Source organism: Erwinia sp. 9145 (genome assembly GCF_000745075.1).
Taxonomy (GTDB): Bacteria; Pseudomonadota; Gammaproteobacteria; order Enterobacterales; family Enterobacteriaceae; genus Erwinia; species Erwinia oleae.
The window spans coordinates 2,860,009-2,873,779 of the sequence record NZ_JQNE01000001.1; the positions used below are offsets into that span (position 1 = coordinate 2,860,009).

General features: G+C 53.3%; 15 protein-coding genes and 1 other annotated feature. Of the genes, 8 read left to right on the forward strand and 7 right to left on the reverse strand.

Annotated features, from left to right (window positions below; all coding sequences use genetic code 11):
• Window positions 1-120: 120 nt before the first annotated feature.
• From bamD to FA91_RS13650, 5 genes are all read left to right on the forward strand, one after another.
• Complete coding sequence (bamD, locus tag FA91_RS13630) at window positions 121-852, forward strand: outer membrane protein assembly factor BamD (RefSeq protein WP_034916504.1); 732 nt, start codon at window positions 121-123, stop codon at window positions 850-852.
• A gap of 266 nt (window positions 853-1,118) precedes the next feature.
• Complete coding sequence (raiA, locus tag FA91_RS13635) at window positions 1,119-1,451, forward strand: ribosome-associated translation inhibitor RaiA (protein ID WP_034916506.1); 333 nt, start codon at window positions 1,119-1,121, stop codon at window positions 1,449-1,451.
• Between the two features lie 92 nt (window positions 1,452-1,543).
• Window positions 1,544-1,669 (forward strand) — a sequence feature (Phe leader region).
• Window positions 1,670-1,689: 20 nt separating this feature from the next.
• Entirely contained in the window at window positions 1,690-2,850 is a 1,161-nt protein-coding gene (gene pheA, locus FA91_RS13640; protein ID WP_034916508.1) for a bifunctional chorismate mutase/prephenate dehydratase, read from the forward strand.
• A gap of 107 nt (window positions 2,851-2,957) precedes the next feature.
• A complete protein-coding gene (locus FA91_RS13645; RefSeq protein ID WP_034916509.1) occupies window positions 2,958-4,016 on the forward strand; it encodes an ABC transporter substrate-binding protein in 1,059 nt (352 codons plus the stop codon).
• Window positions 4,009-4,749, forward strand: coding sequence for a substrate-binding domain-containing protein (locus FA91_RS13650; protein WP_034916511.1), 741 nt, complete (start codon window positions 4,009-4,011; stop codon window positions 4,747-4,749). The genes FA91_RS13645 and FA91_RS13650 overlap by 8 nt, the downstream gene beginning before the upstream one ends.
• Before the next feature lie 6 nt (window positions 4,750-4,755).
• Here the strand turns inward: FA91_RS13650 and tyrA are convergent, their stop codons facing one another.
• Window positions 4,756-5,877, reverse strand: a complete 1,122-nt coding sequence (gene tyrA, locus FA91_RS13655; protein ID WP_034916512.1) for a bifunctional chorismate mutase/prephenate dehydrogenase — start codon at window positions 5,875-5,877, stop codon at window positions 4,756-4,758.
• Between the two features lie 2 nt (window positions 5,878-5,879).
• Window positions 5,880-6,950: a 3-deoxy-7-phosphoheptulonate synthase gene (locus tag FA91_RS13660; protein WP_034916514.1), complete on the reverse strand. Its 1,071-nt coding sequence runs from the start codon at window positions 6,948-6,950 to the stop codon at window positions 5,880-5,882.
• Window positions 6,951-7,305: 355 nt separating this feature from the next.
• Between FA91_RS13660 and FA91_RS13665 the strand changes: the two genes are divergently transcribed.
• Complete coding sequence (locus tag FA91_RS13665; protein ID WP_034916516.1) at window positions 7,306-7,824, forward strand: GNAT family N-acetyltransferase; 519 nt, start codon at window positions 7,306-7,308, stop codon at window positions 7,822-7,824.
• A 128-nt stretch (window positions 7,825-7,952) separates the two neighbouring features.
• Here the strand turns inward: FA91_RS13665 and rplS are convergent, their stop codons facing one another.
• The 5 genes from rplS to ffh all read right to left on the reverse strand — a co-directional run bounded on the left by rplS (window position 7,953) and on the right by ffh (window position 11,463).
• Entirely contained in the window at window positions 7,953-8,300 is a 348-nt protein-coding gene (gene rplS / locus FA91_RS13670) for a 50S ribosomal protein L19 (protein ID WP_034916518.1), read from the reverse strand.
• Between the two features lie 32 nt (window positions 8,301-8,332).
• Complete coding sequence (gene trmD, locus FA91_RS13675; RefSeq protein WP_051937170.1) at window positions 8,333-9,115, reverse strand: tRNA (guanosine(37)-N1)-methyltransferase TrmD; 783 nt, start codon at window positions 9,113-9,115, stop codon at window positions 8,333-8,335.
• A 35-nt stretch (window positions 9,116-9,150) separates the two neighbouring features.
• Entirely contained in the window at window positions 9,151-9,699 is a 549-nt protein-coding gene (rimM, locus tag FA91_RS13680; RefSeq protein ID WP_034916519.1) for a ribosome maturation factor RimM, read from the reverse strand.
• Between the two features lie 18 nt (window positions 9,700-9,717).
• Window positions 9,718-9,966, reverse strand: coding sequence for a 30S ribosomal protein S16 (gene rpsP, locus FA91_RS13685; RefSeq protein ID WP_034916521.1), 249 nt, complete (start codon window positions 9,964-9,966; stop codon window positions 9,718-9,720).
• 135 nt (window positions 9,967-10,101) lie between these two features.
• Window positions 10,102-11,463 carry a signal recognition particle protein gene (gene ffh / locus FA91_RS13690; RefSeq protein WP_034916523.1) on the reverse strand — a complete coding sequence of 454 codons (1,362 nt, stop codon included), beginning with the start codon at window positions 11,461-11,463 and terminating at the stop codon, window positions 10,102-10,104.
• A gap of 192 nt (window positions 11,464-11,655) precedes the next feature.
• On the opposite strand from ffh, the gene FA91_RS13695 reads away from it, so the two are divergent.
• Both FA91_RS13695 and FA91_RS13700 read left to right on the forward strand, forming a co-directional pair.
• A complete protein-coding gene (locus FA91_RS13695) occupies window positions 11,656-12,447 on the forward strand; it encodes an inner membrane protein YpjD (protein ID WP_034916525.1) in 792 nt (263 codons plus the stop codon).
• A 25-nt stretch (window positions 12,448-12,472) separates the two neighbouring features.
• Window positions 12,473-13,759 carry an HlyC/CorC family transporter gene (locus tag FA91_RS13700; RefSeq protein WP_034916527.1) on the forward strand — a complete coding sequence of 429 codons (1,287 nt, stop codon included), beginning with the start codon at window positions 12,473-12,475 and terminating at the stop codon, window positions 13,757-13,759.
• The last annotated feature ends 12 nt before the right edge of the window (window positions 13,760-13,771 follow it).

Below are 13,771 nucleotides of genomic sequence, written 5' to 3' on the forward strand. Positions count from 1 at the left end.
CTTCGTTAACGTTGGGTTTTCACGGCGATGCCGTTTAATATAATGTGCTATCGTACTGGTCACTATCGGGAGCTTAATGGACAGCTTCCTGAATAACACTCTGAGGATAATCAAATCGTCATGACGCGTATGAAATATCTGGTGGTTGCAGCCACGTTGAGCCTGGTATTAGCGGGTTGTTCCGGCTCGAAAGAGACGGTGCCTGACAACCCGCCTTCCGAGATTTATGCTACAGCCCAGCAAAAACTCCAGGACGGTAACTTTAAAGGCGCCATAACGCAACTGGAAGCGCTGGATAATCGCTATCCATTCGGGCCTTACTCTCAGCAGGTTCAGCTTGATCTGATCTACGCTTACTACAAAAATGCCGATTTGCCGCTGGCGCAGGCCGCCATTGACCGCTTTATGCGTCTTAATCCAACGCATCCGAATATTGATTACGTGATTTATATGCGTGGTCTGACGGACATGGCGCTTGACGACAGCGCATTGCAGGGCTTTTTCGGCATCGATCGCTCCGACCGCGATCCCACGCATGCGCGCGACGCGTTCCATGACTTCTCTCAGCTGCTGCGGGGTTACCCAAACAGCCAGTACGCGACCGATGCCAGAAAGCGTCTCGTGTATCTGAAAGATCGTCTGGCTAAATATGAACTATCCGTGGCGCAATTCTACACTAAGCGCGAGGCGTATGTCGCTGTTGTTAACCGCGTAGAGCAAATGATGAAGGACTATCCTGATACGCAGTCAACGCGTACGGCGCTGCCGCTGATGGAAAACGCCTATCGTCATCTGCAACTGAATGCAGAAGCGGAGAAAGTCGCGAAGATTATCGCGGCCAATCCTGCGTAACTCTCAATGACGAAAAAGGCAGCCCGCGGGCTGCCTTTTTTATTCTTAAAGCTCGGGGTTCTGCGCGAACCCGCTGGGTTATCTCATCAATAATGCCCATCTTACTGGCTTGCAGCAACCTCATTTTGCAGGTTTACCGTGATGTCTCACAAATTTGTCATGATTGACAAAAAGTGACAAAAAAACACGATCTCAATCACCTGCCAGGGGCTTTTTAGGGTTATGCTAAATCTACATTCGACGGAAATGACAGAGAGGTAAGTACTATGGTTCTGAACATTACCAGCAAGCACATGGAGATCACCCCGGCGATCCGCCAACATGTCGAAGACCGTCTTGCCAAACTTGAAAAGTGGCAAACCCATCTGATTAACCCGCATATCATTCTTTCAAAGGAGCCGAAGGAATTCGTCGCCGATGCAACAATCAATACGCCGAATGGCCCGCTGGTCGCCAGCGCCAAGCATGATGATATGTATGTCGCCATTAATGAACTTATCAATAAGCTGGAGCGACAGCTGAATAAAGTTCAGCATAAAGGTGAAGCGCGCCGCGCGAACGCCAGCGTGAAAGACCTTAGCATCATTGATGAAGAGTAGAACGGCAAAACGACGCGCCTCAGGGCGCGTTTTTTATTGACAGAAATAAATTGCAGCGGTTACTTTACCCTTTCGACCATGCCGGACATGACGATGACCAGATTCCCGTTTTTCTTCGCATTCTTTTTTACCTTCCCCCGATCGGGAGGCCATTCGTCGTGTAAGAAGCCATGCGAAGACGAACAATAAAGCCTCCCGAAAAGGGAGGTTTTTTTTTGCATACCAGACAGGAAAGACTATGACCACTGACAATCCCTTGCTGGCTCTGCGCGATAAAATCACCGCGCTGGATGAAGAGCTGTTGAGTCTGCTTGCTCGCCGCCGTGAACTGGCGATCGACGTTGCTAAAACTAAAATGAACACACGCCGTCCCATTCGCGATATCGATCGCGAGCGCGACCTGCTTGAACGCCTGATTGCCTCCGGGAAAAATCACAAGCTGGACGGCCATTTCATTACCCGCGTTTTTCAACTTATTATTGAAGATTCCGTGCTGACTCAACAGGCGCTGCTGCAAAAACATCTCAACAATACCAGCGCTCAGTCGGCCCGTATCGCGTTTTTAGGGCCAAAAGGCTCCTATTCACATCTGGCAGCGCGCCGCTACGCCGCCCGTCATTTCGACAATTTTATTGAAAGCGGCTGTCAGAAGTTCCATGAGATTTTTCAACAGGTTGAAAGCGGGCAGGCAGACTATGCGGTGGTGCCGATTGAAAACACCAGCTCCGGCTCCATCAATGATGTTTACGATCTGTTGCAGCAAACCAGCCTCTCTATTGTTGGCGAAATGACGCTGCCCATCGATCACTGCGTGCTGGTGACCGGCACCACCGATCTGCAAAAAATTAAAACGGTTTACAGCCATCCGCAGCCTTTTCAGCAGTGCAGCCACTTCCTTCAGCGCTATCCGCACTGGAAAATCGAGTACACCGAAAGTACCGCGGCAGCAATGGAGAAAGTAGCCGCGCTCAATTCACCGGAAGCTGCCGCGCTGGGAAGCGAAGCAGGCGGCGCGCTGTATGGATTACAGGTTCTTGAACGTAACCTGGCAAATCAGCAGCAAAACATCACCCGTTTCATCATTCTTGCCCGCAAAGCGGTGGAGGTGACGCTTCAGGTGCCGGCTAAAACCACGCTGATTATGGCAACCGGCCAGCAGGCTGGCGCGCTGGTGGAAGCGCTGTTGGTGCTGCGTAAGCACAATCTGGTAATGAGCAAACTGGAATCGCGTCCCATTAACGGCAATCCCTGGGAAGAGATGTTTTATATTGATTTTCAGGGCAATCTTCGCGCCGAAGAGGTTGAGCAGGCCCTGCACGAGTTGATGCCTATTACGCGTTCGCTGAAAGTGCTGGGCTGCTATCCCAGCGAAAATATCGTGCCGGTAATACCGGAGTAGTCCCGCGCCCGGCAGACGGCCGGGCGTCATCTACCTCTTGAGAGTCATTCCCATGGAAACGCCATCGTTATATCATAAGGTATATAACGATATTTCAGAGGTTCTCTATGCGCGTTTTTTCCAGGGTGTGCTCGTCTGCTCTCTTTGCTTTACTCCTTCCTTTTGCCGCCCACGCCGACCGGCAGGTGACTGACCAGCTTGGCCGGCAGGTTACCGTTCCCGATCGCGTGGATCGCGTGGTTGTTCTTCAGCATCAGACCCTGAATTTACTGGTACAGCTTGATGCCACTGATACGATGGTGGGCGTTATGGCTAACTGGAAACAGCAATTGGGCGAGGGCTATGCGCGCCTGGTTCCTCAACTCAACAACATCGCTACGCTCGGTGACCTCACCCACGTCGACCTGGAAAAGCTGGTTGCGCTGCATCCACAGGTGGTTTTCGTCACCAATTATGCGCCGCAGGCGATGATCGATCAGATCCAGCATCTCGGCATCGCGGTGATTGCCATTTCCCTGCGTGCCGGTGATAAAGAACAGCAGAACAAACTCAACCCCGATCTGATTAGCGAAGAGCAGGCCTACAACCAGGGGCTGAAAGAGGGCATTCGTCTGATAGGCAACGTCGTGAATCATCAGAAGCAGGCAGAAACGCTGATTGAGGCAACGTTCCGGCAGCGCGCGCTTACCGAAGCGCGTCTGAAGTCGCTGCCTGACGCACAGCGCGTTCGGGCATATATGGCAAATCCCGATCTTACCACCTACGGCTCAGGTAAATACACGGGCCTGATGATGGCGCATGCGGGCGCGCTCAACGTTGCGGCGGCAACGGTAAAAGGCTTTAAGCAGGTGTCGATGGAACAGATCCTTGCCTGGGATCCTCAGGTAATATTTGTACAGGATCGCTACCCGCAGGTCATCGCCGAAATCAATCAGCAACCCGCCTGGCAGGCCGTGGACGCCGTACGGCACCATCGCGTTTACCTGATGCCTGAATACGCCAAGGCATGGGGTTATCCGATGCCGGAAGCAATGGCCCTTGGCGAACTGTGGATGGCGAAAAAGCTGTATCCTGAAAAATTCAGCGATATCGATATGCAGAAAAAAGCTGATGCGTGGTATCAGCAGTTTTACCGCACGCACTATGTCGGGGGAGCAAATGAATAAGATCCGCGTGCTGGCTGCCGGAAGCTTGCGGCTGGTCTGGCCCGTTCTGGTCGACGCGTTCGAAAAACAGCATCCTCCGCTGACCGTTGAGACGCTGTTTGGCCCGGCGGGGCTGTTGCGGCAGCGCTTTGAACAGGGCGAGCGCTGCGATCTTTTCGCTTCCGCCAATGTTGCTCATCCGCACACGCTGCTTCAGGAGGGCAACGCACTGAGCGTCAGCGTTTTTACCTGTAACCGGCTTTGCCTCACGCTGCTGCCGCACCTGAAGGCGCGATCACCGTTGGATCTGCTGAGCGATCCGAGCCTGCGTATTGCAACCTCCACGCCGCTCAGCGATCCCTCCGGTGACTACACCTGGCAGCTTTTCGACCGCGTTGAGCAGCAGCATCCGGGGATGGGAAACGGGCTGAAAAAGCGTGCATTGCAACTGGTCGGCGGTGCACAGAGTTCCCCGGTTCCGCCCGACGAGGTGGCCGGTTGCTGGCTGCTCAAAACTGGCCAGGCGGATATATTTATTGGCTACCGAAGCTATGCGCAGCGGGTAGAACAAGATCGGGCGTTTGCCCTCGTTGATCTTCCTGAATCGTGGCAGATCCGCGCAGATTATGCGTTCGCGATGTGCGAAGCGAAAGCCCGACCGCTGGCGAATTTTTTGTTATCGCCTCGCGCACAGGAAATTTTACAGGCAAGCGGTTTTGATCAGATAAGGAAAGGCCATCCGTTGGCCTTATGAATCAGATTAACGACGACTGTCGTTGGCCTGTCGCAGCAGGGCGCGGCTCTCTAACATGAAACGCTCAGCATAATCGCCAAACCAGTGCTCCACTTTACGAAAGCTGTCGATAAAGGCCTGTTTATCGCCCTGTTCCAACAAGGCAATGGCTTCACCAAAACGCTGGTAGTAACGCTTAATGAGCGCCAGATTGCTTTCAGAGGACATAATGATGTCCGCGTACAACTGCGGGTCCTGCGCAAACAGCCGCCCCACCATCGCCAGCTCCAGCCGATAAATTGGAGAAGAGAGCGCCAGCAGTTGCTCAAGCTGGACGTTTTCTTCAGCAAGATGCAGGCCGTAAGCGAAGGTGGCAAAATGGCGAAGCGCCTGAATAAACGCCATATTTTGATCGTGCTCCACCGCGCTGATGCGATGCAGCCGCGCACCCCAAACCTGAATCTGCTCAAGAAACCACTGATAGGCTTCCGGTTGACGCCCGTCGCACCACACCACCACCTGTTTCGCCAGGCTGCCGCTGTCCGGCCCAAACATCGGATGCAGGCCCAGTACCGGGCCGTGATGCGCCGCCAGCATCGCCTGAAGCGGCGAATTTTTCACCGACGCAATGTCAACCAGAATGCAGTCTTCCGGCAGTGGAGGCAGCTCCCTTATCACCTTTTCAGTCAGGTGGATCGGCACGCTGATGATGACCATTCCGGCATCGGAGAGCAGGCTCTCCGCCTCAGACCACTCCTCTTTATCGAGGATCTTCACCTGATAGCCGGAAAGCGTAAGCATTTTTTCGAACAGGCGCCCCATCTGCCCCTTACCGCCAACAATTACTATCGGCCGCAGCGTCGGGCAAAGCGTTTTAAAGCCCTTGTCGTTTTCGCTGGAATAGGATTCGCGCATTACCCGGCGCAAAACGTCTTCGATCAGGTCGGGCGGAACGCCCAGCTGCTCTGCTTCTTCGCGTCGCGAGGCCAACATTGAGGCTTCACGCTCGGGCACGTAGATCGGCAGCCCGTAACGACTTTTAACCTCGCCAACTTCAGCAACCAGATTCAGACGCCGCGCCAGAAGGTCGAGCAGCGCTTTATCCACTTCATCAATTTGATCGCGCAATGCGGTCAGTTCAGCCACCATAATCAGTCCTTACGTGAAGCCAGTACGCCGTCCAGATCCTGATGTATTTCACGCAGCAGCGTTTCGGTCGTTTCCCAGTTGATGCAGGCATCGGTGACGGAAACGCCGTAGCGCATCTCGCGCTTTGGCTGCTCGGAAGACTGGTTGCCCTCGTTCAGATGGCTTTCCAGCATCAGGCCGATAATTGAACGGTTGCCGTCTTTGATCTGCGCAATGGCAGATTCAGCGACGCCAGGCTGGCGGCGATAGTCTTTGTTCGAATTACCATGGCTGCAATCTATCATCAGTGACGGACGGAGTCCTGCCTGGCGCATCTCTTTTTCGCACTGCGCCACATCTTCCGGGCCATAGTTCGGATTTTTTCCACCGCGCAGGATCACATGACCATCCGGGTTGCCCTGCGTTTGCAGCAGACAAACCTGACCGCCCTGGTTAATACCCACAAACCGGTGAGGCATGGCGGCGGCGCGCATGGCATTGATGGCCGTTGCCAGGCTGCCATCGGTGCCGTTTTTGAAACCGACAGGCATAGAGAGACCAGAGGCCATTTCCCGGTGCGTCTGCGATTCCGTGGTTCTGGCGCCGATTGCTGACCAGCTGAACAGATCGCCCAGGTATTGCGGGCTATTGGGATCGAGCGCTTCGGTCGCCAGCGGCAGGCCCATTGCAACCAGATCGAGTAACAAACGACGGGCAATATGCAACCCTGCTTCCATATCGAACGAGTTATCCATATGCGGATCGTTGATCAGACCTTTCCAGCCAACAGTGGTGCGGGGTTTCTCAAAATAGACGCGCATAACGATATACAGCCGATCCTTCAGCTGTTCTGAGAGCGTTTTCAGGTGGCGGGCATAGTCCAGAGCGGCTTCAGTGTCATGAATCGAGCAAGGGCCACAGACAATAAGCAGGCGCGGATCTTTACCACTGATGATATTGGAAATCGTCTCACGCGAAGCAGCAACCTGCTGCTCTAAGGCAGCGTTAAGCGGAAACTGCTTTTTCAGCTCTTCCGGCGTGATTAAGATTTGTTCATCAGCGATATGTACGTTATTCAGCGCGTCTTTTTGCATGGTCGTATCCCTTAGCTCTCATTATGCTCGTTTCAGTCTTCGTTAAGATGAGGAGTAATGTATCATAATGCGTACAATACTCAAAGCCATCCTGTACATATATTATTACCACCATTAATGGCCTAAAAATATATTATATAAATCAAATGATTAATTTTTAGAACAAAGGCGAAACACTCATCAAGTGTAAATATAATATTACAGTAAAGATTTTCTTGTGATGCGCAAGCGCCATTTTCCTCTGATATAAACGAATTGGGTTTACGTCATAAGGTAACTTCGCGCAATTGAACATCGCGTAAAATCCCGATATAAATCAAGGTAACCCAGCGTAAAGATTGTCCGGAGAGATAATATGGAAATAGTGCTTCGTCCTTACCGCGAGGAAGACGCAACAGCCTTTACCCACGCAGTCCACGAATCGTTAGATACCCTTACTCCCTGGATGACCTGGGCACATGCTGATTTCACCGAGCAGGAAGCTCGTTGCTGGTTTGCCGTGACCCGACTGATGCGCGAAAAAGGCAGCGCGGACGAGCTTGGGCTGTTCGCGAAGGATGGCCGTCTGCTGGGCGGCGCGGGGCTGCGCTTTTCGCCCGAAGAACCTCATCTCTGCTCTATTGGCTACTGGGTGCGCAGCAGTGAACAACGGAAAGGGATTGCCAGCGAAGCGGTGCGACGGCTGGTCGCGCTGGCCTGGCAAACACCGAACCGTGACACCGTCGAAATTCTGGCGGCAGAGGATAACGTTGCCAGCCGTGGCGTTGCGGTGCGAAGCGGCGCGAAGTTTATGGGTATTCTGTACGGACTGGTGGTGTTAGACAGCGGGCCGGTCAATACCGCCGTTTACCATTTCCTGCGTCCTGAACGGTAAATGCAGCCTTCGTAAACTGCTCTCGCTCTGCCGTTGCAAAAATGGCGTGACCTGTAACTTAAAAAAAAGGGCTGACCCTGCGGTCAGCCCTCATGCTATTAACTTTCAGATGTCGCGTTAGCGAAACCTTAGTTAAGACGCTCTTTGATACGAGCAGACTTACCGGTACGCTCACGCAGGTAGTACAGTTTGGCTTTACGCACGGCACCACGACGTTTCACAGTAATGCTGTCGATTACCGGAGAGTGAGTCTGGAATACACGCTCAACGCCTTCGCCGTTAGAAATTTTACGAACAGTGAATGCAGAGTGCAGACCGCGGTTACGAATAGCGATAACCACGCCCTCGAATGCCTGCAGACGTTTCTTGGAGCCTTCAACGACCCATACTTTCACTTCCAGGGTATCACCCGGGCGGAAGGAAGGTACGTCCTGCTTCATCTGCTCTTGTTCAATTTGCTTGATAATGTTGCTCATAATTTAATCTCTTATCCTGGGTAAACTGATATTCAGGCGCCGCGGCCGTAGCCATCGTGCCCATCATCGTTATGTTGCTGTTTACATTCCTGCTGGAACTCTTTCAGCAACCTTGCTTGCTCTTCAGTCAGAGCCAGGTTTTCCAGAAGTTCAGGTCTTCTAAGCCAGGTGCGGCCCAGCGACTGTTTCAGACGCCACCGGCGAATTTCAGCATGGTTGCCCGACAGCAGAACTGGCGGTACTTCCATCCCCTCTAACACTTCAGGTCGGGTATAGTGCGGACAATCCAGCAACCCCTCGGAGAATGAATCCTCTTCGGCCGACGCCTGTTTGCCCAGCACGCCAGGTATAAACCGGGCGACGGAGTCAATCAACGTCATTGCTGGCAGCTCGCCACCACTGAGAACGTAATCACCAATCGACCATTCTTCATCGATTTCGGTTTTGATTACGCGCTCGTCAATCCCTTCATAGCGACCACAAACCAGAATTAACTTCTCGCTGGTCGCCAGTTCGCACACGCCCGATTGATCGAGCCTGCGACCCTGAGGTGACAGATAAATCACCTTCGCGCCTTCTCCTGCCGCCGCTTTTGCTGCGTGGATGGCGTCCCGTAAAGGTTGCACCATCATTAGCATTCCCGGTCCGCCGCCGTAAGGACGTTCGTCCACGGTGCGGTGCCGATCATGAGTGAAGTCACGAGGACTCCAGCTCTGAATGCTGAGCAGGCCATTTTTTACTGCCCGGCCGGTGACTCCGTAATCGGTAACAGCGCGAAACATCTCCGGGAAAAGGCTGATAATGCCAATCCACATCGATTTTGCCGGTGCCGTACCGCTCAGTTCGGAGCTCAAAAACCAGGATCCCAATCTACTTCGACGATGCGAGTAGTGAGATCGACATTCTTGATAACCTGTCCATCAAGGAACGGAACCAGCCGCTCCTTCGCACCAAATGCATCCTTCAGGTTTGCCTTTACGACGAGGACGTCGTTCGAACCGGTTTCCATCAGCTCAGTGATTTTCCCCAGATTGTAGCCTTCAGTGGTGATGACCTGGCAACCAATAAGGTCTTTCCAGTAATAATCACCGCTTTCCAGCTCAGGCAGCTGCTCAGAATCCACGACAATTTCGCAATTAGTCAGCAGACCGGCAACTTCGCGATCGTCAAAGCCTTTGACCTTGATGATCAGATCCTGATTGTGGCGCTTCCAGCCTTCCAGCTCGACAAGCTGCCATTGACCTGCGCGTTGAATAAACCACGGCTGATAGTCAAAAATGCTTTCGGCATCTTCGGTGGAGGAAAACACTTTGAGCCAACCACGGATGCCGTAGGCCGATCCCATCTTCCCTACGGTAATAGGGTTAGCAGGGGGCTGCGCGGCGAGTTGCTTGCTCATTTTCACCACCGTGACAGATTAAGCTGCTTTCTTAGCTTCTTTGATCAGCGCGCCAACGCGATCAGAGAGAGTAGCGCCCTGGCCAACCCAGTGCTCGATGCGATCCAGATCCAGACGCAGTGATTCAGCCTGACCTGATGCGATCGGGTTGAAGAAACCTACGCGCTCGATAAAGCGACCGTTACGTGCATTACGGCTGTCAGTAACGACTACCTGATAAAACGGACGCTTTTTAGCGCCGTGACGTGCCAAACGAATTGTTACCATAACATCCTCTTTAGTTAATAAAACAACCGGGCCCCATTGAGGGAACGGGGCCCGGATGCAATATAAAAAGCCCGAAAATTTTACTCATTTTGGCGTAAAAAGCAATCTAATTCGCCCTGAACCTTTTCGGCTGACTTAACGACCCGGGAAGCCAGGCGGCATCATACCCTTCATGCCGCGCATCATCTTCGCCATGCCACCCTTTTTCATCTTCTTCATCATGCGTTGCATGTCGTCAAACTGCTTGAGCAGGCGGTTAACATCCTGCACCTGTAAACCGGAACCGGTCGCAATGCGGCGCTTGCGGGAACCTTTAATAATTTCAGGCTTTTCGCGCTCTTTGCGGGTCATGGAGTTGATCATCGCTTCCATGCGCACCAGCACCTTATCGTCCATCTGTGACTTCACGTTGTCCGGTATCTGTCCCATGCCGGGCAGCTTGCCCATCAGGCTGGCCATGCCGCCCATGTTGCGCATCTGCTTGAGCTGGTCCAGGAAGTCATTGAGATCGAAGCCGTCGCCTTTTTTCAGCTTGCCGGCCAGTTTTTCAGCCTGCGCGCGATCGACTTTGCTTTCGATATCCTCAATCAGCGACAGCATATCGCCCATGCCTAAAATGCGTGAGGCGATACGGTCAGGATAGAACGGCTCCAGCGCTTCGGTCTTCTCGCCGACGCCCATAAATTTGATGGGCTTGCCGGTAATGTGACGAATGGAGAGCGCCGCACCGCCGCGCGCATCGCCGTCCACCTTGGTCAGCACCACACCGGTCAACGGCAGCGCTTCATTAAACGCCTTCGCCGTGTTGGCGGCGTCCTGACCGGTCATGGCATCGACCACAAACAGCGTTTCAACCGGATTGATGGCGGCATGAACCTGCTTGATTTCGTCCATCATCGCTTCGTCAACGTGCAGACGACCGGCAGTATCCACCAGCAGCACGTCATAAAACTTCAGCTTCGCCTGCTGTAATGCGTTTTTAACAATATCAACCGGCTTCTGACTGAGATCGGACGGACAAAAATCGACGCTGACCTGCTCGGCAAGCGTTTCAAGCTGCCGGATGGCCGCCGGACGGTAGACGTCGGCAGACACCACCAGCACCTTTTTCTTATGCTTTTCACGCAGGAATTTACCAAGCTTGGCGACGCTGGTGGTTTTACCGGCGCCTTGCAGGCCCGCCATCAGCACCACGGCGGGCGGTTGGGCAGCCAGATTGAGCGTATTGTTTTCCGCGCCCATCGCCGCGACCAGCTCGCTCTGCACGATCTTGATGAACTCCTGACCCGGCGTCAGGCTTTTATTAACGTCCTGCCCGACCGCACGATCTTTCACGCGGCCAATAAAATCACGCACCACCGGCAGCGCGACATCCGCTTCGAGCAGCGCCATGCGCACTTCGCGCAGGGTGTCTTTGATATTGTCTTCGGTCAGCCGTCCGCGACCGCTGACGTTTCGGAGGGTTTTCGACAGTCTGTCAGTTAAATTATCAAACATCGTCTCTCGCTCTGCGTAATGAGAGGTCGCCAGGCGACACAATGGCGCGGATTATAACAGAAGCAGCCTGGCTTGTGACCCGCAATTGAAAGCGAACCTTGCACAAACCTGAAACCCCGTTGAGATCGTTTGGAGCCAGGCGTCGCTGGCGCTATACTGCTCTTTTCCCGGACCGGCGGTACTGACACCTATATGTCTGTTTTTGCGATTCTGGCGCTGTTCGCCTACTCTTTCAGCCTTGCTCTGATTATTCCCAGCCTGCTGCGCAAACAGAGCGCGTGGCGTCGTCTGGCTATCCTTTCTGCGATTATCGCGCTTGTCTGTCACGCCGTGGCGCTGCAACAGCGCATCTTCGCCATGGACAGCGGACAAAACCTCAGCCTGCTGAATATCGGCTCACTGGTGAGCCTGCTGATTTGCATCATTATGACCATTGTGGCGTCGCGCAACCGCGGTTGGATACTGTTGCCAATCGTTTACAGTTTTGCCTTGATCAATCTGGCGTTTGCCACCTTTGTGCCCAATGCGTTCATCACGCATCTTGAAACGGCACCTGGCATGATGGTGCATATTGGGCTGGCGCTGTTTGCCTATGCAACGCTGATTATTGCAGCGCTCTATGCGCTTCAGCTGGCGTGGATTGACTATCTTCTCAAACATAAAAAGCTGGCGTTCAGCAGCGATATTCCTCCGCTGATGACCATTGAGCGCAAGATGTTCCACATTACCCAGGTTGGCGTGGTGCTGCTGACGCTGGTGCTCTGCACCGGCCTGTTTTATATGCAGGATCTCTTCACTCGCGAAAACGTTGATAAGGCGGTTTTGTCTATTCTCGCCTGGTTTGTCTATATTGTTCTGTTGTGGGGACACTATCACGAAGGCTGGCGTGGACGCCGCGTGGTCTGGTTCAACTGTGGCGGCGCCTTTTTGCTGACCATGGCCTACTTTGGCAGCCGGACGCTGCAACATTTCCTGACCTCCTGATCCCTGACTACAAGGAACTTCCTCGTTGGAACATGTTTCAACCACTGCCCTGATCATCACCCTGTTCATCATGATTATTGTTTCCGCCTGGTTCGCCGGTTCAGAAACCAGCATGATGACGCTGAATCGCTATAAGCTGCGCCACCTGGCGAAAAACGGCAACCGCGCCGCCCGTCGCGTAGAAAAACTGCTACGTCGCCCCGATCGGCTGATAAGCCTGGTGCTGATCGGCAACAACCTTGTCAATATTCTCGCCTCCTCGTTAGCTACCATTGTGGGTATCCGTCTGTACGGCAATGCGGGCGTGGCGATTGCCACCGGCATCCTGACCTTTGCCGTGCTGGTTTTCGCCGAGGTATTGCCTAAAACCATCGCCGCGCTCTACCCGGAAAAGGTTGCCTATCCCAGCAGCTTTCTGCTTGGGCCATTGCAGATAGTGATGATGCCGCTGGTTTGGCTGCTGAATACCATCGCGCGCATGCTGATGCGGATGGTCGGTATTAAAACCGAAGGCGCAATCAGTGCGGCGCTCAGTAAAGAAGAACTACGCACCATCGTTTATGAGTCGCGTTCGCTGATGTCGCGCCGCAATCAGGATATGCTGCTCTCGGTGCTGGATCTGGAAAAGGTCAACGTTGACGACATCATGGTGCCGCGCAATGAGATTGTCGGCATCAATATCAACGATGACTGGAAATCCATTGTTCGCCAGCTCACCCACTCTCCTCACGGGCGCATCGTTTTGCACCGCGACTCGCTTGACGACGCCATCAGTATGCTGCGCGTGCGTGAAGCTTATCGCCTGATGACCGAAAAGAAAGAGTTTACCAAAGAGGTGATGCTGCGCGCGGCCGATGAAATCTATTACGTGCCGGAGGGCACGCCGCTGAATGTGCAACTGGTAAAATTTCAGCGCAATAAGAAAAAGGTGGGACTGGTCGTTGATGAATATGGCGATATCAAAGGCCTGGTGACCATCGACGACATCCTTGAGGAGATCGTTGGCGATTTCACTACCTCCATGTCGCCCACGCTGGCAGAAGAAGTTATGCCGCAGAACGATGGTTCGGTATTGATTGAGGGCAGCGCCAACGTACGCGAGCTGAATAAAGCCTTCAACTGGACGCTGCCGGAAGAAGAAGCGCGTACGGTTAACGGCATGATACTGGAAGTATTAGAAGATATTCCGCTGCCGGATACCACCGTGCGTATTGGTCATTACGCGGTGGATATTCTCGCCGTGCAGGAAAACATGATTAAACAGGTGAGAATTACGCCGCAGACCTCGCTGAAGGATTCAGTGGGTTCGTGAAGGATATAGCGG